Annotated in this window: 14 protein-coding genes and 2 tRNA genes; 12 read left to right on the top strand and 4 right to left on the bottom strand. The window is 49.1% G+C overall.

The window, feature by feature from the left end; all coding sequences use genetic code 11:
* The first annotated feature begins 130 nt into the window (after positions 1-130).
* Genes ACYQ1O_RS12965 through ACYQ1O_RS12955 form a run of 3 tightly spaced genes read left to right on the top strand, consistent with a single transcriptional unit; the run spans position 131 to position 5,046 of the window.
* Positions 131-1,882 carry a carbamoyltransferase family protein gene (locus tag ACYQ1O_RS12965; protein WP_459992238.1) on the top strand — a complete coding sequence of 584 codons (1,752 nt, stop codon included), beginning with the start codon at positions 131-133 and terminating at the stop codon, positions 1,880-1,882.
* Positions 1,875-3,992, top strand: coding sequence for an iron-containing redox enzyme family protein (locus tag ACYQ1O_RS12960; RefSeq protein ID WP_459992237.1), 2,118 nt, complete (start codon positions 1,875-1,877; stop codon positions 3,990-3,992). Before ACYQ1O_RS12965 ends, ACYQ1O_RS12960 begins: the two co-directional genes overlap by 8 nt.
* Positions 3,985-5,046, top strand: coding sequence for a fatty acid desaturase (locus ACYQ1O_RS12955; protein ID WP_459992235.1), 1,062 nt, complete (start codon positions 3,985-3,987; stop codon positions 5,044-5,046). The genes ACYQ1O_RS12960 and ACYQ1O_RS12955 overlap by 8 nt, the downstream gene beginning before the upstream one ends.
* Before the next feature lie 29 nt (positions 5,047-5,075).
* On the opposite strand, the gene ACYQ1O_RS12950 is transcribed toward ACYQ1O_RS12955, so the two are convergent.
* The 3 genes from ACYQ1O_RS12950 to ACYQ1O_RS12940 form a co-directional block, all read right to left on the bottom strand.
* A complete protein-coding gene (locus tag ACYQ1O_RS12950; protein ID WP_459992233.1) occupies positions 5,076-5,360 on the bottom strand; it encodes a hypothetical protein in 285 nt (94 codons plus the stop codon).
* 77 nt (positions 5,361-5,437) lie between these two features.
* Positions 5,438-6,367: a YVTN family beta-propeller repeat protein gene (locus tag ACYQ1O_RS12945; RefSeq protein ID WP_459992371.1), complete on the bottom strand. Its 930-nt coding sequence runs from the start codon at positions 6,365-6,367 to the stop codon at positions 5,438-5,440.
* Positions 6,368-6,408: 41 nt separating this feature from the next.
* Positions 6,409-6,969, bottom strand: coding sequence for an SRPBCC family protein (locus ACYQ1O_RS12940; RefSeq protein ID WP_459992232.1), 561 nt, complete (start codon positions 6,967-6,969; stop codon positions 6,409-6,411).
* Between the two features lie 231 nt (positions 6,970-7,200).
* Between ACYQ1O_RS12940 and lon the strand changes: the two genes are divergently transcribed.
* From lon to ACYQ1O_RS12915, 5 genes are all read left to right on the top strand, one after another.
* Complete coding sequence (gene lon / locus ACYQ1O_RS12935) at positions 7,201-9,615, top strand: endopeptidase La (RefSeq protein WP_459992230.1); 2,415 nt, start codon at positions 7,201-7,203, stop codon at positions 9,613-9,615.
* A gap of 395 nt (positions 9,616-10,010) precedes the next feature.
* Positions 10,011-10,280 (top strand): HU family DNA-binding protein, encoded by a 270-nt coding sequence (locus ACYQ1O_RS12930; RefSeq protein WP_459992229.1) that lies wholly within the window; start codon positions 10,011-10,013, stop codon positions 10,278-10,280.
* Between the two features lie 15 nt (positions 10,281-10,295).
* Positions 10,296-10,371: transfer RNA gene (locus tag ACYQ1O_RS12925), tRNA-Val, on the top strand.
* An 8-nt stretch (positions 10,372-10,379) separates the two neighbouring features.
* A tRNA-Asp gene (locus ACYQ1O_RS12920) sits at positions 10,380-10,456 on the top strand.
* Between the two features lie 198 nt (positions 10,457-10,654).
* A complete protein-coding gene (locus tag ACYQ1O_RS12915) occupies positions 10,655-12,535 on the top strand; it encodes a SurA N-terminal domain-containing protein (protein ID WP_459992228.1) in 1,881 nt (626 codons plus the stop codon).
* 56 nt (positions 12,536-12,591) lie between these two features.
* On the opposite strand, the gene ACYQ1O_RS12910 is transcribed toward ACYQ1O_RS12915, so the two are convergent.
* Positions 12,592-13,374, bottom strand: a complete 783-nt coding sequence (locus tag ACYQ1O_RS12910; RefSeq protein ID WP_459992226.1) for an enoyl-ACP reductase FabI — start codon at positions 13,372-13,374, stop codon at positions 12,592-12,594.
* A gap of 61 nt (positions 13,375-13,435) precedes the next feature.
* On the opposite strand from ACYQ1O_RS12910, the gene ACYQ1O_RS12905 reads away from it, so the two are divergent.
* The 4 genes from ACYQ1O_RS12905 to ACYQ1O_RS12890 all read left to right on the top strand — a co-directional run bounded on the left by ACYQ1O_RS12905 (position 13,436) and on the right by ACYQ1O_RS12890 (position 18,536).
* The gene (locus ACYQ1O_RS12905) at positions 13,436-15,589 is read left to right on the top strand and encodes an ABC transporter substrate-binding protein (RefSeq protein ID WP_459992224.1); all 2,154 of its coding nucleotides are present in this window, start codon (positions 13,436-13,438) and stop codon (positions 15,587-15,589) included.
* Positions 15,586-16,563 carry an ABC transporter permease gene (locus tag ACYQ1O_RS12900; RefSeq protein ID WP_459992222.1) on the top strand — a complete coding sequence of 326 codons (978 nt, stop codon included), beginning with the start codon at positions 15,586-15,588 and terminating at the stop codon, positions 16,561-16,563. Before ACYQ1O_RS12905 ends, ACYQ1O_RS12900 begins: the two co-directional genes overlap by 4 nt.
* 92 nt (positions 16,564-16,655) lie before the next feature.
* On the top strand, positions 16,656-17,144 hold the full coding sequence (gene bamJ, locus ACYQ1O_RS12895) for a BamJ family beta-barrel-assembly machinery protein (RefSeq protein ID WP_459992220.1): 489 nt from the start codon (positions 16,656-16,658) through the stop codon (positions 17,142-17,144).
* A 48-nt stretch (positions 17,145-17,192) separates the two neighbouring features.
* The gene (locus tag ACYQ1O_RS12890; protein ID WP_459992219.1) at positions 17,193-18,536 is read left to right on the top strand and encodes an ABC transporter permease; all 1,344 of its coding nucleotides are present in this window, start codon (positions 17,193-17,195) and stop codon (positions 18,534-18,536) included.
* Positions 18,537-18,550 lie beyond the last annotated feature (14 nt).

Genomic DNA, 18,550 nt, shown 5'->3' with positions numbered 1-18,550 from the left:
AAGAGCTTATGTAATATTAACCATCCAACAGCGATGGACGGGGGCAATATTTCCCATTCGGTAGCTTAAGCGTTTAAAAACCAACCCACAAGGCAGTGGCGTATCAAGATAAAGGAAACGAGGAGAAAGCGTGGGCAATTATTACATTGGCTTGTCGGTCACTTACCATGATCCGGCATTGGCGATTATTGACGGTCAGGGCGAGGTATTGTTTGCCGAGGCGACTGAGCGTTTTTTACAGAACAAGCGGGCGTTAAATTGCGAGCCGGACCAGCTTTTTTACATCCCACAGTTATTGCGCGAATTTTGCCCCGCTGCCAAAACCATTACTATTGCCAGCAATTGGCGTAAGCAACGTCCGCTGTATGAAAACATTGTCAGCGGTTTGGGCGTGTTGTCTGCCGAAGGTTTGTTGAAAACCGGCTTAAAGAAACTGGTGTCACCGCTGGAAAATTACCAGCTCCATCATAAAATGGCCTGCCAGCGCAATGCGATTGCCAAGGCTGGGCTGAATCTCGTCCGTGTGATCCGCGAACAATACCCCGATTGCCAGCTCCGTTTTGCCGATTTTGACCATCACCATACCCACGCCGCGATGGCTTGTTACAGCAGCCCGTTTCGCGAAGCGGCATGTGCGGTGATTGATTCATATGGCGAAAACGGTTCCATGGCGTTTTACCATTATGCCGATCAAAAACTGCATTGTTTGCACGAAGGCAAAGGTTTCGGTGCCGGCAGTTTAGGGTTTTTCTACATGAAACTTACGGAGCTGTGCGGTTTCAGTTGGCTGAAAGGCGAAGAATGGAAGGTGATGGGGCTGGCGCCTTATGGTCAATTGAACGCCGAATTGTATGCGTTGTTTGAGCAGATTGTGACGGTCAACAGCTTTGCTTGCCGCCATCCTAGTCAGCAATTTTTTGCCAACTTGGCAAAGTTGGATCGTTTTAAACGCCAGCCAGACCAGCCCATCGAATGGGCTGCCGATTGTGCTTACACGGGGCAATTGTTTTTTGCAGACAAGGTCAGCCAGCTGTTGCATCATTTATGCGAAGTGACTGGACTGGAAAATCTGACACTGGCGGGCGGTTGCGCGCTTAATTCCTCGTTTAACGGACAAATCAGCCGGCGCACGGCGTTTAAAAACGTGCATATCCCGTCTGCGCCCGCCGATGACGGCTGCGCGTTGGGCGCGGCGTGGCTGGCTTATCATCAGGCTGTCGGCAATGACGGCAAGCCGCCGCGATTGCTGTCGCCGTATTTGGGTGCGGGCATTAGCGATGCGTCCGTCGAGCGTTTAAAACAATTTAACCGCTCGTTAAAAATTGAGCATTTGCCGCAAACCATTGGTGCCGAGACCGCCCGCCGGTTGGCGCAAGGCCAGTTGGTCGGCTGGTTGCAGGGTAGGGCGGAGTTTGGCCCGCGCGCCTTGGGCAACCGCTCCATTCTGGCTGATCCGCGTTTTGCCGAAACCCAAGACCACATCAATGCCAAAATCAAATTCCGCGAAAGTTTCCGACCGTTTGCGCCGTCGGTGTTGGATGAATATGCCGATGACTATTTTGAGCATTGCCAGCCGTCGCCGTACATGGATAAAACCTTGCGGATACGCGAGCCGTTGCGTGATAAGGTGCAAGCCGTTTGCCATGTTGATGGCACGGGGCGTTTGCAAACCGTCAGCAGCGATGCCAATCCACGTTTTTACGAGCTGATCGAACAATTCCGCCGCTTGACTGGCGTGCCAATGTTGCTGAACACCAGTTTTAATGTCATGGGCAAACCGTTGGTTCATTCGTTGGATGATGCGCTGGTGGTGTTTATGTCCAGCGGTTTGGATGTGTTGGTGGTGAACGACTATTTAATCAGCAAGGCGCGTGATGAGTGATTGGCAGTGTTTATCGCCCCATTTGCGGATGGAGTGCGCTGAGCCACAGGATGTTTCACAATGGCAAGGGCGGCAAGTTTTCCATCAGCTGATGCAAGCGGGCGATACCGCCGTGCCGTTGGCGAATGCTTGGTTGCAGCAGCAATTGACAGTGGTTGAACGGGAATGCGGCGGGCGCTTTGTGGCGTTTAAACACAAACCCATTGCCGATTTGCTATTGGATTTGAGTGGAGCAGGGCTTGGTTTTCATTCTAGCCGGAATGATGGCTTTGATGAGCTTGTTAAATGCCAGCAAGCCTTGTTGCCGGTTTTGCTGACAGAAGCCGAGGGCTTGGCGGCGGTTTCGACGACCGCCAGTAGCGATCATCCTTGGGTTTGCCGTTTGTTCGCCATTTATTTGGCGATCAGCCAAGACGGTTTTTATCAGCAAACCAACTCAGCGGGTTTGCCGGTATCAAGTTGGGCATTTGCCGCCCAGCCCGCTATTGCCGATGGTGTTTTTGATTGGGCGGCAACGCAAAAAGCCTTTGCTTATCAGGCACGGGTTTTTCTGCCGGAACTATTGGGGTTTAGCTGGGCGTTATTCCATGCGGATTTAGGGTTTGACGAAAGTTTTAGGCTGCTTAGGCGCGCCCGCATGTTGGCGCAACAGCCGGAATTGCTGGCAGCCATCGTCGAGTATTGCGGTTTGTTTGCCGAAGATGCGGACGTTTGGCGGCGTATACAAAATGGATTTTGGCTTTATCAACGGCATTTGCAGGCTTACCAACACATTTCGCAAAGTGCAGTACAGCGGTTAACACCTGAACAGGTGGTGGCTAAATTGTTTGCTGGCAAGGCCGCCGCCGCTTGTGGACATCACCGTACTTTGCGTTTGGGCGGGCGGCTGATCGATGAATGGTTTGCCGACCAGCCGTTTGCCACCCAAGCGTTTATGCAAGCCTTGCGCGAGTCGGCTTATGTTGACCTTAATCAGCCCGAACAAAGCCGTTTGTTGAAATTGTTTACTTTTGACGGCCCGATGTTTGGGGTGTTGACGGCGGAAGAACAACAAGTACTGGCGGATTGGTTGTTGCAGGGCGCGGTAGTGGGGCAAGCCAATACACAAGGCTGTGAAACGGCAATGGTAAAAAGTTTGCCTATCGATGTGGCTGATTTGCCCAAGATCAAAAAGCGTTTGCAACTGGGCAAACGGCAATTGTTCCATTATTTAGTTAATGCTGACCTTTACCCCGATGTGGCAATGGCGGCGAAAAGCCATGTCAAAAGCGTGTTGCGTAGGGCGCAAGTCTCCCGACGTTTGCCGTTTAAACACTACAGCCATCAACGCTTTCAAGCCTATCTGAATGCACTTTACCAAAATGAAATTCAGTCTTACCAGCCGTTGACGGGAATGCCCAAGCTTTCCAAAAAAGCTTATTTGTGGGGAATTGAGCAATTTGCACCGACCATTCTGACCGATGGATGTTGGCTGCAACATGGGCAACGTCTCCGTGCAGCGGGCTATCACGCCATTGCTGATCGGTTGGGCATCATTTATCAAGACGAAATTGGCGCGGGCAAGCACCGGCAAAACCATCCGCTGATTTATCGGCAATTGCTGGAAAGCGTCGGTTTCGATATGCCGCCGATTGCTAGCCCTGCCTTTATTGAATACCCTAATTTTTTGGACAGCGCCTTTGATTTGCCGGTGTATCTGATGGCGATTTCGCAGTTTCCCAACGAATTTTTGCCGGAATTGCTGGGGCTGAACATGGCTATCGAGCTGAGCGGTTTGGGCAAAGTCTACCTGCGTTTGGCGGACGAGCTGCGCTATTGGGGCATTAACCCTGTCATCGTCAATTTGCACACCACCATCGACAACACCGCCTCAGGCCACGCCGCCTTAGCGCAACAGGCGATTGCCCTGCATTTGGATGCGGTCGCCGCCAGTGCGGGCGAAGCGCACCTTCAGCAACATTGGCGGCGTGTTTATACCGGCTATTGTTCCTTGCATTCGGCGGCAGCGTTTTTTAAATGGGCGTTGGTAGGGCGATATTTGTTTAATCAGCGTGGCGATTTTGCCTTGCTAGGCAAGCGTCAACGGGCGGGCCGTTCATCGCATGTTTAAGCCTTTCTACCATTTGCTCAGTTTTGTTTTGCCGGTGAGCGCTTGTGCGTTTCTTGCCAGCGCACCGCACAGCAGTTTGGGCGCTTTGGCGTGGACGCTGCCGTTTTGGGCGGTTTTGCTGCTGGATTGGTTGGGGCCCGAAAACCGTTTGCAGCCCGACCGGCAAACGCCCAAAGTCTATTACGATGGCATATTGTTGGTTTTGGCGGCTTTGCAAATCATCAACGTGGTGTTGATGCTGGTTTATGTCAGTGCCTTGTCTTGGCAAACGCCTGCCGATTGGCTGACCAGTGCGGTCAATTTGGTGGTGTTGCGCTTTGTGGTGGCGACCAGCTCCGGCACGTCGGCGATTGTGGTTGCCCATGAACTGATCCACCGCCCGCAAAAATATTGGCAATGTTTAGGTCGGTTGCTGTTGCTGAGTGTCTGCTACGACCATTTTGTCATTACCCACAAGCAAGGCCATCACTTAAGCATTACCATGGCAGATGATGTGGCTGCCGCGCGCTTTGGCGAGCCGTTTAAAGCGTATTGGCGGCGCGTCTATGTCGGGCATTGGCGTTTTGCTTGGCGTTTGGAACAGCAGCGTCTGGGCTTGGCGGACGGCGATGTGATGCATTGGGTGACGCTAAAAAACCAAGTTCTCCAAGGCGTGTTCTTGGAGTTGCTGGTGTTGGTGTTGGTGCTGGTTTTTTTCGGTGGCTTGGCGGCGGTGATGTTTATCTACCAAGCGGTTGCGGCGGTGCGGATTTTGGAAGCCGTCAATTATTTCCAACATTGGGGTTTGTCGGATAGCCGTTTTGCGAAAAGTTTTGGTTGGGTGAACAGCTCTTGGTTGAGCAGTTATTTGTTTATCGGCCTTGCCAACCATATCGGTCATCATGAAGATGAAAACACACCATTTTATGAAATAGCCTATTCCGATCAAGGCCCCAAGTTGCCGTATGGCTATTTTGTGATGAATTTGTGGGTGAAGCTGGCGAATGCGTCTTACCAGAAAATGGCGGAACGTGAGTTATTGCGGTTTCAGGCGGGGAGTGGGGAGTTGGAGTAAAAATGACGCTTTTTACTCCAAAGTACCGGTTAATCCTTAGTCCATTCTTCCAGTATTTCAATGATGCTTTTCGCTTGGTCTTTGCTGGAGATATTGAATTTGGATTTTTGTTGGTATTCGCCGTTGCGTTTTTGGTAGCGGCGGATGGTGTATTTGTCCGGACCGTATTCTTCTTTGGCGCGGTTCCAATCTTGGTAACGGTACATCACCGTTGCCCAAGCGCCTTTGGTCAGCACTTTTTTATCCAATTCTTTAACGGTTTCTACACCACCATCTTCATAGGTAACGGTGAGTTCGTCTACTGTTTCAGCCATGTTATGCCTCGTATGTGTTTGTTAGGATTGGGTCGATGAGCTTAGCCAGCCAATGCGGTGGTTATTATGACAGCGCTTTATTGACCGATAAACTGTCCGAATGCGCGGCTGCCTTCCCCCGCTTTGATCGTGTCGGTCACTTTGAGCGTTCTGGCGTCAATCACCGATACCGTGCCGTCAAACCAATTGGCCACGTAAACATGGCGGTCGTCGGGGTGGGTGCTGATGCCTTCGGGTTTGTCGCCGACGTCGATCAGGGCAATTTCTTTTAAGGTTTCCGTGTCGATCACCGATACCGAGCCGTCATCTTGGTTGGTGACGAACAAGCGGCTGTCGTTTTGCGCCAAACTGGCGGCATAGGGCAGCATGTTGACTTTAACGGTGGCTATCGGCTTCATGCGCGCGGTTTCCACCACGGTTACGTCATCGCTTTGCACATTGGCGACATAGAGTTTTTCACCACGGCTATCAAGGGTCAGTCCGAACGGATGCGTGCCAACAGCGACGCTGCGGCTGACGCTCAGGCTGCCGGTATCAATTTTCGACACCGAATTGCTGATGCGGTTAGCCACATATAGCCAGCGGTTGTCGGGGCTGACCATTAAACCGGAAGGCGATTCGCCCACGGCAATGGTTTTGATGATTTTAAAGCTGTGGGCATCCAGTGCGGCAACGCTGTTGTGGTACCAATCCGCCACATAAATGCGTTCGCCATCGGGGCTGGCGGCAATGCCCAAGGCGCCGTCGCTTACGGTGACGGTGTTGACGATTTGTCGGCTGTGTGTGTCCAGCACGGCAAAACCTTTGGCTTCGGGGGTGCTGATGTAGCAAAAGCGTCCGTCGGGCGATAAGGCGATACCCGCCGGTTTGCCTGTGACCGCAACGGTGGCGGTGGTTTTGGCTTGCGCCGTGTCAATAATGGCAACGCTATCCGCCAATTGGTTGCTGATATAAGCAAACGGTGCGGCGGTCAGCGTTGGGCTGGTCACTGTTGTAGCGATAAGCATCGCTACAACACGGCATTTCTGATGAAACACGCTGGAGAACCTTATTTTTCAGCCAAGGCTTTCAGGTTGTCCAAGCCTTCTTTCAACACGGTGTTAACAGCAGTGTTGGCGGCTTCTTCATTCATTTCTTCAGGTGGGTTGTTGTTCATGTAAGCGCGGTAGTAACCGGCTTTCCAAGAAACGACAGTGGCGCTGCCTTGGCTTTCCACTTCGATGCTGGCGGCATAGTTGTCAACTGGGAAAACAGGCACTTTTTCTTCCATACCGGAATGGGTGATGGTTTTTGAGGTGCTGATGTCAGTGATTTTATAAGCGTAGGTCATTTTTGCGTCATCATACTTTTTCAATTCTTCAGTGATGGTGCCGCCGCTTCTTAAGGTCAGGACGCGGATCGCGCCTTTTTTGTTGCCGCCTTCATTGGTGGTGCTTTTTATGGCGGGCATCCATGACATATCGCCATAGTCTTTAATGATAGACCAGACTTTTTCCGCCGGTGCATTGATAGTGATTTCCAGTTCGGCTTTTTGGCGCACAGGGCCGTGGGCGAAAGCAGCTGCACTGAACAAGCACAAAAACAGCGGCATCAAGGTCATTTTCTTCATGGTAACTCCTAGAATGATGGGTGGATATAAACTGAACGGCAAATTATATGATAACCCGCTACGGCAAGCATCTAAAAGACAATGCATACTTAATAATAAGGCGTTTTGAAGATGCCTTCCGATTGTTCGGATTTTTTACCCAATTAATTTTGCAATTGCTCCTTGCTATTTCAAATCGTATCCCCATAATCTTTCCTTAAGACGATTATTTCGGTTGTGGAAACAAACATCATGATAGACATAGAAAATACAGACAATTTGGTTCCGGTTTTGCCGTTGCGCGATGTGGTGGTGTATCCACACATGGTGATTCCCTTGTTTGTCGGTCGGGAAAAGTCGATAGACGCGCTGGATGCTGCGATGAAGGACAGCAAAGAGGTGTTGTTAGTTGCTCAGCAAGAAGCTGAGGTGGACGAGCCGGAGTTTGGCGATCTCTACCAAGTCGGCACGTTGGCGAACATTTTGCAATTGTTGAAATTGCCCGATGGCACTGTAAAAGTGTTGGTTGAAGGTTGCCAGCGCACCAAAGTATTGGCTTATCACGAAACCGGCAGTTTCTTTTCGGCGCAAGTGGAGCCGCTTGAAGACGTGCTGAGCTTGTCCGAGCAAGAACAAGATGTCTTGCAGCGCACCGTTATCAGTTCGTTTGAACAATACGTCAAACTCAACAATAAAATTCCTCCGGAAGTGCTGACTTCGTTGGCAGGCATTGATGACGCCAGCCGCCTTGCCGATACGATGGCGGCACACATGAGCCTGAAAGTTCATGACAAACAAAATATTTTGGAAACCATGGACATCCAGCAGCGCTTGGAAACCTTGATGACCTTAATGGAGGGCGAGGTTGATTTGCTGGAGATGGAGAAAAAAATCCGTGTCCGTGTCAAGCAGCAAATGGAAAAAAACCAACGCGAATACTATTTGAATGAGCAAATGAAAGCCATTCAAAAAGAATTGGGCGATATGGATGAAGCCAGCAATGAAATTGAAGAGCTGGAAAAGAAAATTGCCGAAGCGGGCATGTCCAAAGAAGCCAAGGCTAAAGCTGATGCCGAACTGAACAAGTTGAAGCTGATGTCACCCATGTCGGCAGAAGCCACGGTTGTCCGCAATTACATTGACTGGATGGTCAATGTGCCGTGGAAGAAAAAAACTAAAGTCCGCCACGACCTGAAAATCGCCGAACAAGTGTTGGAAACTGAACACTATGGTTTGGAAAAAGTTAAGGAACGTATCCTTGAATATTTGGCGGTACAGCAACGCGTTAAACAATTGAAGGGGCCGATCCTTTGCTTGGTTGGGCCTCCAGGTGTGGGTAAAACGTCTTTGGGCGAATCCATCGCCCGTGCCACCAACCGCAAATATGTGCGGATGGCGTTGGGTGGTGTGCGTGACGAAGCGGAAATCCGTGGTCATCGCCGTACTTATATCGGTTCGATGCCCGGTAAGATATTGCAAAACTTGTCTAAGGTGAAAACCCGTAATCCCATGTTCCTGCTCGATGAAATCGACAAAATGGCGCAGGATTTTCGTGGTGATCCGGCCTCGGCCTTGTTGGAAGTGCTTGATCCTGAGCAAAACCACACTTTTGCCGACCATTACTTGGAAGTCGATTTTGATTTGTCCGACGTTATGTTTGTGGCAACCGCCAACACCATGAACATTCCTGCCGCGCTATTGGACAGGATGGAAGTCATCCGCCTGGCGGGTTATACCGAAGATGAAAAGATCAACATTGCTTTGCGATATTTGATTCCTAAACAAATCAAAAATAACGGTTTAAAAGCCAACGAAATCGAAATTGGCGAAGCCACCGTCCGTGACATGATCCGTTACTACTCGCGCGAAGCAGGCGTGCGCAGCTTGGAGCGTGATGTTTCCAAAATTTGCCGGAAAGTTGTTAAAGCCTTGTTGTTGCACCCCAGCAAAGACCAAGTGGTGGTGACGCCTGAAAACCTAAATGATTATTTAGGTGTCAGACGCTTCAACTACGGCCTCGCCGAAGAGCAAGACCAAATTGGCTGCGTTACCGGTTTGGCATGGACAGAAGTCGGCGGCGAGCTGTTGACGATTGAAACCGCTGTCATTCCAGGTAAAGGTAAGCATTCCGCGACCGGCAAACTGGGCGACGTCATGAAAGAGTCGATTGAAGCCGCGATGACCGTGGTCAGAAGCCGTTCGGAAATTTTGGGTATTAATAATGATATGTTCCAGAATTTTGACATCCACATCCACGTACCCGAAGGGGCAACACCTAAAGATGGCCCAAGCGCAGGCATTGGCATGTGTACAGCTATCATTTCTGCGTTGACCAAAATTCCGGTACGCGCTTGCGTGGCCATGACCGGCGAAATCACCTTACGTGGCGAAGTTTTGCCGATTGGCGGGTTAAAAGAAAAACTGTTGGCGGCGCATCGGGGCGGCATTACTACCGTTTTGATTCCTGCCGAAAATGAAAAGGACTTGGCGGAAATACCCGAAAACATCAAATGCAATTTGGATATCCGTCCTGTGAAATGGATAGACGAAGTGTTGCAAGTGGCTTTGCAATATTTACCGATTCCAATTGATAAAAATGCAGTGCAAGAACCGGCGGTTGAGGCTGATACAGTCAAATCGCTGAAACATGGGTTAACGGCCCATTAAATGTTCCTCGGTAGTAAAGCAGTCTGGTTGGGCCTGTGGCTTGACCGGCTGTTCCTTTCTTAAGGCAGTTTTTAGGGGATCCAACGGATTTTTGGATCTCCTATTAATAAGGTCAATCTTGTTTTCCTTTCCTGTTAAAGCCGGCTTTCCGGTATGCAATTTTTTCCCTGGTTTTTGTGATGGTGTTAACACTTTCTGGTGGGCAAGGTTTTTCTAAAATACCTGTTGAAATCTCTGGAGTGCTTGGCAGGCAAGGGCTATAAAGCTTGACACTGTGTTACGGCTGTTGATATAAATACCGAAGTTTCTTGTGTAGCAGCTGGGTGCATAAGAACAATTCGCGCGTCATGCACACTATCCATAATACATAAGAAAGACTTTCCTAAGGGGGAATAATGAATAAATCGGAACTTATTGACGCTATTGCGGAATCTGCGGACTTAACCAAAGCCGATGCAGGTCGTGCATTAGATGGCTTTATCGGTGCCGTCACTTCGGCTTTAAGCAAAGGCGATAGCGTTGCTTTAGTGGGCTTTGGAACCTTCTCTGTAAAGGAAAGGGCAGAACGTAAAGGACGCAACCCACAGACCGGTGAAGAGATAACAATTAAATCTGCAAAAATTCCTTCATTTAAAGCTGGTAAAACGCTAAAAGACGCTGTATAATATTTTGCATAAGTCGGGTGCTTAGCTCAGCTGGGAGAGCATCGCCCTTACAAGGCGAGGGTCGGGGGTTCGAACCCCTCAGCACCCACCAGACTTCTTGGAGTGGTAGTTCAGATGGTTAGAATACCGGCCTGTCACGCCGGTGGTCGCGGGTTCGAGCCCCGTCCACTTCGCCAAAACAAGATAAAGCCCCGTACCTATGGTTCGGGGCTTTTTTTTTAAATAAAATTTAGGGTAGCGGTAAAAAATTAATGGATTGGCTGAAAAAATATCAAAAAACTGTATTTTGATATTCGTTTTGGAAGATGACATCATGATGATTTTTTACCATTACTGAACTTTGCTTATTCAAGGTGTTTCTTTAGGGCTAGATTATGCTGACAAAAATTAGAGAAAAATCGCAGGGCGCGTTTGCATGGGGTATCTTGATAGCCATTTGCGTACCTTTTGCATTTTGGGGTATCAACAATTATTTTGATAACGGGCGTGAAGCGCCGATTGCAAGCGTGGGTGATAAAGATTTTTATCAGCGTGATGTCAACAGGGCTTACGAACAGTTCAGCCAAAGCCTTAAAGGTATGGGCATTGACGAGCAAACCTTAAAGACTCAAGCCTTACAGAAACTGATAAAAGACGAAGCGCTTTTGCAGTACGTGCATAAACAAGGTTTGGTGGTGACGGACAACCAAGTCCGCGACTATATAAAAGGTTTGGAGTATTTCCAAACGGAAGGCAAGTTTGACGACGGCAAATATAAAATCCTCTTAAACTCGCAACATATTTCTTCAGCTGAATTTGTTAACCGCGTTAGAAATGCCATGTTGATGGAACAATTTCAGCATGTGATTACCGAAAGCAGTTTTTCCACACAATACGATTTGGATAGTTTCTTTAAAATTCAAAATCAAGAACGTGACATCCAATTTATTGCTGTCCCTACACAAACGGTCACCACACCGCCAAGCGATGCGGAAATCAGTGCCTACTTCCAACAACACCAAAGCGATTATCAGTCTCCAGAACAAGTTTCGGTTGAATACGTAGAGCTTTCTGAAGCCGACTTGGCGAGTAAAGCCGAAGTGACCGAAGAAAAGTTAAAGGCTTTCTACGAAGAGCAAAAAGACCAGTACAGTACGCCAGAGCGTCGTAAAATCAGCCACATCTTGTTTGCGGTAAACGATAAAACCGATGCAAAGGCTGCTTTGGCAAAAGCCCAGCAAGCCAAACAGGCTTTGGCGGGAAAAGATTTTGTCAGCCTTGCCAAAGAGTTGTCTGACGATAAAGGCAGCGGCAAAGATGGCGGTGATTTAGGGCTTTTTACCCCAGGTGTGATGGAGAAAAGCTTTGATGAAGTGGCGGGCAAACTAAAATTGGATGAAGTTTCTGAGCCTGTGCAAACACCATTTGGTTATCATCTGATTAAAGTGACTGAATTGGTGCCGGGCGTGGTGAAGCCATTCGCAGATGTTAAGGATGAGGTCACCAAGGCTTATCAAAAATCGCAAGTGGATACCGCGTTTTATGAAGCGGGCGAGAAATTGACCGAAGTCAGTTATGAAAACCCCGATAGTTTACAAGCGGTTGCCAATGCACTAAAACTGACGATCAACAAAACGCCGTTATTTACTAAAGATAAAGGCGAAGGCGTTGCCGCCGATGATAAAGTCCGTGAGATGGCTTTCTCGGAAGAAGTGTTAAAAGGCAATAACAGTACTCCAATTGAATTGGCGGCAGATAAATTGGTTGTGTTAAGGCTTTTGGAACACAAGCCGGCGCAAGCGCAAGAATTGGCAGCGGTTAAACAAGCGGTTGCTGACGAGCTGACAAAAAATAAAGCGCAAGCCTTAACAGAAGAAAAAGCTCAGAAAATCAAAGAGCGTTTGCAAGCGGGCGAGGTTATCGGCACGGTTGCGGCTGAATATCAGTTGCAGGTTAAAGAAGCTAAGCAATTGATGCGGAGAAAATCAGACCAGCCAGAAGCATTGACGCAAGCGGTTTTTAAAGCGGCTAAGCCCGTTGCAGGCAAGCCCAGTGTGTTTATCACACCATTGCCCGGTGGTGAGCAAGTGGTTGTCAATTTGCTTTCGGTAAAAGACGGTGTGATTACCGAGAGCGATAAAAAACAACTGGGTTTGGCAAGGATTGGCATTGCCAATGCCATCGGTCAGGTTGAGTTTAATGATGTGATTGATAGTATCCAATCAGGCGTCGACATAACAATCAACGCTACGCGGGCTAAACCAACAGGCGAATAAACAAAAAAGGGAGCTTTAAGCTCCCTTTTTTATTGCCTAAATGTAGGGATTGCCGATCAAGAAGCAGCCAGACCCGCAATGCTATAGCCGCAATCTACATAAGTGATTTCGCCGGTGACACCTGAAGCCAAATCCGAACACATGAATGCCGCAACATTGCCAACTTCTTCAATGGTGACATTGCGTTTCAATGGCGCAGTGTCTGCCGCTTTGCTGAGCATGGCTTTGAAATCATTAATGCCAGATGCCGCCAAGGTTCTGATGGGGCCGGCGGAAATGGCGTTGACACGTGTACCTTCTGCGCCTAAAGCCACCGCCATATAACGTACGTTGGCTTCTAAGCTGGCTTTCGCTACACCCATGACGTTGTAATTGGGGATAGCACGTTCCGCACCTAGGTAGCTTAACGTCAACAAAGAGCCGTTCCGGCCTGCCATCATGGCGCGTCCGGCTTTTGCCAAAGCGGTAAAGCTGTAAGAGCTGATGTCATGGGCGATACGGAAATTGTCACGGGTGGTCACTTCAACAAAATCGCCATTGAGCGCATCGCGTGGCGCGAAAGCTACAGAATGGACGATGCAATCCAAGCCATCCCAGTGTTTGCCTAATTCAGCAAAAACATTGTCGATATGTTCGTCATAGCTGACATCGCATTCAAGCACGATTTTAGAGCCACATTGCTCCGCCATTTCTTCCACACGGCTTTGCAGTTTTTCATTTTGGAAAGTAAAAGCCAGCTCGGCGCCCTCACGGTGCATGGCTTGGGCAATGCCCCATGCGATAGATCGGTTGCTGGCCAGTCCGACAATCAAGACTCGTTTGCCCTGCATGAAACCCATATCATCTCCTGTTGTTTTTGTTGTTAAAATAAACCATCAAGTATCTATGAGCTGTTTATTGATGTCCAGTTTTTTGTCCATGAAAATCCCCACTGCATGCTTTTGGCTGTTGCTCGCGATTGGCCTGTGCGCCTGCCAATCGGGCGTACTTAACAACCCTTATCCTGATGAAGACCATCAGCAAACGGTGTTGTACCAATCTTTTTCCGAACGCCCCAAACATTTGGATCCCGCTAAAGCGTATAGCGAAAACGAGTACGCATTTATCGCGCAGATTTATGAACCGCCGCTGCAATACCATTATTTAAAACGACCCTACCAATTGGTGCCGTTGACGGCTGCCAAAATGCCAGACGTTGCTTACTTGAATGCACAAGGTGAACGCTTGCCGCCAACAGCCGCAGCGGACAGTATCGCCTTTACAGATTATGTCATCGACATCCAACGCGGCGTTAACTACCAACCGCATCCGGCTTTGGCAAAAAACGCCCAAGGTAGCTATCTTTACCACCAATTAAGCGCGGATGACATCAAGCCACTCAATAACTTGAACGACTTTGCCAATACCGGCACACGGGCTTTGACGGCGGAAGATTATGTTTATCAAATCAAACGTTTGGCGCATCCTAAAAACCAGTCGCCGATTGCCGAGATGATGAAAAACTACATCGTGGGTTTTACAGATTTCGCCAAACACGTCAAAGACCAACCCAAAACGGCCATTAAAAATATCCCGCTGGCGGGTGCCACTGCGCTAAACGACCACCAATACCGTATCCGCATCAACGGCAAATATCCGCAATTTTTGTATTGGTTGGCGATGCCGTTTTTCTCGCCCATGCCTTGGGAAGCGGATGTTTTTTACGAACAAGCAGGGTTAAACGACAAAAACATCAGCCTTGACTGGTTCCCTATCGGCACGGGTGCTTACTACTTATCGGAAAACAATCCCAACCGGCGCATGATTTTGCAGAAAAATCCCCATTACCATTTTGAAGCGTACCCCACCGAAGGCGAGCCAGATGATGAAAGCAAAGGCTTGTTGAACGATGCCGGTAAAGCCTTGCCGTTTATTGACAAAATTGTCTTCACTTTGGAAAAGGAAACCATTCCTTATTGGACGAAATTTTTGCAAGGCTATTACGACGCTTCCGGTATTGCCTCTGATAATTTCGACCAAGCCGTCCAATTCACCGGCAGTGGTGGCATGGCTTTGACCGAATCCATGCAAGCCAAGGGCATCCAATTGCAAACAGCGGTGGAAACCTCCAGTTTTTATTTGGGGTTTAATATGCTGGATAGCACCGTGGGCGGTAGTTCCGAAGCGGCCCGTAAACTCCGTCAGGCCATCGCCATTGCCATTGACCAAGAAGAATTCATTTCCATTTTCATGAACGGACGCGGCGTTCCCGCCCAAGGCGTTTTGCCGCCGGGCATTTTTGGTTTTACCGAAGGGCCGTCGGGCATTAACCCTTATGTTTATGATTGGCAAGACAATAAACCGCAACGCAAAGCGGTCGAAGTCGCCAAGCAGTTGCTTGCAGAAGCGGGCTACGCCAATGGTATTGATCCAAAAACCCAAGAAGCTCTGATCCTCTATTTTGACACCACAGCAACAGGGGCAGACGATAAACCGCGCATGACGTGGTACCGTAAGCAATTTGAAAAGCTGGGCATCCAATTGGTGATCCGTGCGACCGACTACAACCGCTTCCAAGAAAAAATGCGTGATGGCAATGCGCAAATTTTCGGTTGGGGCTGGAACGCCGATTATCCCGATCCGGAAAACTTCTACTTTTTGCTTTACGGCCCGAATGGCAAGGTGAAATTCGGCGGTGAAAATGCCGGCAATTATCAAAATGCCGACTTTGACCGTTTGTTTGAGCAAATGCGCAATATGGAAAACAGCCCCGAACGCCTGCAAATTATCGAAAAAATGCAGGAAATCGCCCGTCGTGATGCACCTTGGGTGTTTGGTTTGCACCCGAAAAAGTTTTCGTTGTTCCACAGCTGGTTCGGTAATCTTAAAACCAATCTGATGGCGAATAACGGGCTGAAGTACCGGCGCATCAACACCACGCTCCGCGACATCAAGCGAAGGGAATGGAACCGCCCCATCGTCTGGCCTTTACTGCTAGGGCTGGGTGGTTTGGTGTTGCTGGTTTTGCCAGCCTATCGCGTTTACCGTCAACGGACTCAGGAAACCTTATCATGATCGCCTACATTATCCGCCGCGTACTTTACGCCTTCCCTTTGCTGATAGGCGTTAACATTTTGACGTTTGTGCTGTTTTTTGTGGTCAACAGCCCCGATGACATGGCGCGTATGCAACTGGGTCAGAAGCACATTACCGCACAAGCCATCGACAACTGGAAACAACAACACGGTTACAACTTACCCTTGCTTTGGAACGACCAAGCGCAAGCTGATGAAAAACTGACCCAAACTATTTTTTACCAAAAATCGGTCGGCTTGTTTTTGTTTGATTTTGGCATTTCCGACAGCGGCAGAAATATCGGTACTGACATTAAAGAACGCGCCTTGCCGAGTTTGGCTTTGGCGTTGCCGACCTTGGTGCTGGGTTTGTGGGTCAATATCTGCTTGGCATTGCTGATGGTGTTGTTCAGAAATACCTATTTGGAATTCAGCGGCCTGGTGTTGTGCGTGGTGCTGATGTCGGTCTCGTCGCTGTTTTACATCATCGGTGGACAATTTGTGTTTGCCAAATTGTTGCGGCTTGTACCTATTTCCGGCTACGAAGACGGTTTTTCTGCGCTTAAATTTTTGGTCTTGCCGGTGCTGATCGGCGTTTTTTCCGGCATCGGTTCGGGTGTGCGCTGGTACCGCACCCTGTTTTTGGAGGAAATCGGCAAAGACTATGTCCGCACCGCCCGCGCCAAGGGCTTAAGCGAAACCGAAACCTTGTTCCGCCATGTGCTGCAAAACGCCATGATCCCCATTTTGACCGGCGTTGTTGTGGTGTTGCCCACCTTATTTATGGGCAGCTTGATAATGGAATCGTTCTTCAGTATTCCAGGCTTAGGAAGTTACACCATTGATGCCATCAACAACCAAGACTTTGCGATTGTACGGGCGATGGTGTTTTTAGGTTCGGTGCTGTATGTGCTGGGGCTGTTGCTGACCGACATTTCTTATACCTTGGTTGACCCACGGGTGAGGCTGTCGTAAGTTCACCGGTAAAACCTTTGTCACAGTAAGTAAAAATAGAATGGCGCTTTTTGGTAAACTAGCGCCCCCAAGTTAACTCAATAGGCAAAATCGTGAAAAAAATTCAAATTCAACTTTTTTCAATTGTCCTCGCAATCTTGATAGGAATCACCATGTTTTCAATGGCAAGCGCCAAATCCCCCGAAGAAAATAAAGCCGCAGGCTTGGCATTTTTAGAAAAGAATGCCAAAAATGCCAATATCGTTACCACTGCCAGCGGTTTGCAATATGAAGTCTTAAATAAAGGCACAGGTACAAAATCACCCGCCGCAACCGATTATGTCACCGTGCATTACCGTGGCACATCGATTGAAGGCAAAGAATTTGACAGCTCTTATAGCCGTGGCATGCCGGCAACCTTCCCGCTCAATGGCGTGATTGCCGGTTGGACAGAAGGCGTGCAACTGATGACCGAAGGCGCTAAATTCCGTTTTTATATCCCTTCACAATTGGCTTATGGTGAGCGTGGTGCGGGTGCTGACATTGGCCCGAACGAAACCTTGATTTTTGATGTTGAGCTGATCCGTATCCAACAACTGTAAACAAAAATTGCCGAAGATGAGATTTGTCCAGTATAGAAAGGTGATGCGATGATTGTTTTATGGACTGACGCCTTGTTGTTCCTGCTGGTTTTCGCCTTATTGGGCTTGGGTTTATACCTGCGCGGCAAAGCCCATTTGCACCGCCCCCTGCAAAAAATAACCAGCAGCAAAACCGGCATGGTGTCGCTGTTGGTGTTGGTTTTCTTTGTTGTGGTGGCCTTGCTCGATTCGGTGCATTTTAAGTCGGACAGCGACACATCTAACGAAATCATCAGTTTGATCGACTACTGGGCAACACCGCTCCGCAGCCAAAGCGAGAAAACCTATTCCGCACCGTTTGCCTTCACCTTGTATGGCAAAGAAATGATGCTGCAAGCCGATGGCTCCACGCAATGGGGTTACCCAAGGCTGGTGTTTGGCGGTCGGCATTTGCAAGACCCCGATACGCAACACCTCAGCGACATATTGCAAAAATTACTGCTGGCACTAGGGCAGGGCGCATTGCTGGCGGGTATGGTCTTGCTGCTTATTGTGGGCTTGGCGAAGCTTTCGCGGGCTACTGGGTTGGCTAATCCAACCAGCAAAACCTTAGGTGCGGTTTTGTTTGTGTTGATTGCCGTGCTTTATGCCTTAATTTATCTGTCGGGCTTTTACCATGTCTTTGGCACCGACAAGGTGGGCGAAGACGTTTTCTATCAAGCCATCAAAAGCATCCGTACTGGCTTGGTGATCGGCACATTGACCACACTGGTCATGCTGCCGATGGCGATCATTTTTGGCATTTTGGCAGGCTTTTTTCGCGGCTGGGCCGATGATGTCATCCAATACATTTACACCACACTGAACTCTATCCCCAGCGTCTTGCTGATTGCCGCGTCCATTTTGGTTGTGCAAGTGTACATGTCCAACCACGAAGCCGATTTCACCAGCGTTGTGGTGCGTTCGGATACACGCTTGCTGTTTTTGTGCCTGATTTTAGGTGTCACCAATTGGACCGGTTTATGCCGTTTGCTGCGCGCAGAAACGCTCAAACTGCGTGAAATGGAATATGTGCAAGCGGCGCAAGCCTTGGGCGTCAGACAAGGCACCATTTTAATCCGCCATATCTTGCCCAACGTCATGCACATCGTGCTGATTTCAGTGGTGCTGGATTTCAGCTCTTTAGTGCTGGCTGAAGCCGTGCTGTCGTACATCAATATCGGCGTCGACCCCACTACCTACAGCTGGGGCAATATGATTAACGGCGCCAGACTGGAAATGGCACGCGAGCCCATTGTTTGGTGGTCGTTATCGGCGGCTTTTATCTTCATGTTCGCACTGGTGCTGGCAGCCAACTTGTTTGCCGATGTCGTGCAAGACGCTTTCGACCCACGGCGCGCGTTGCGGGACTAACGCGGGTTGCAGAG

Source organism: Methylosoma difficile, assembly GCF_054657615.1.
The sequence above is the reverse complement of the archived record's forward strand: the minus strand, read 5'-3'. Positions and strand labels throughout refer to the sequence as shown.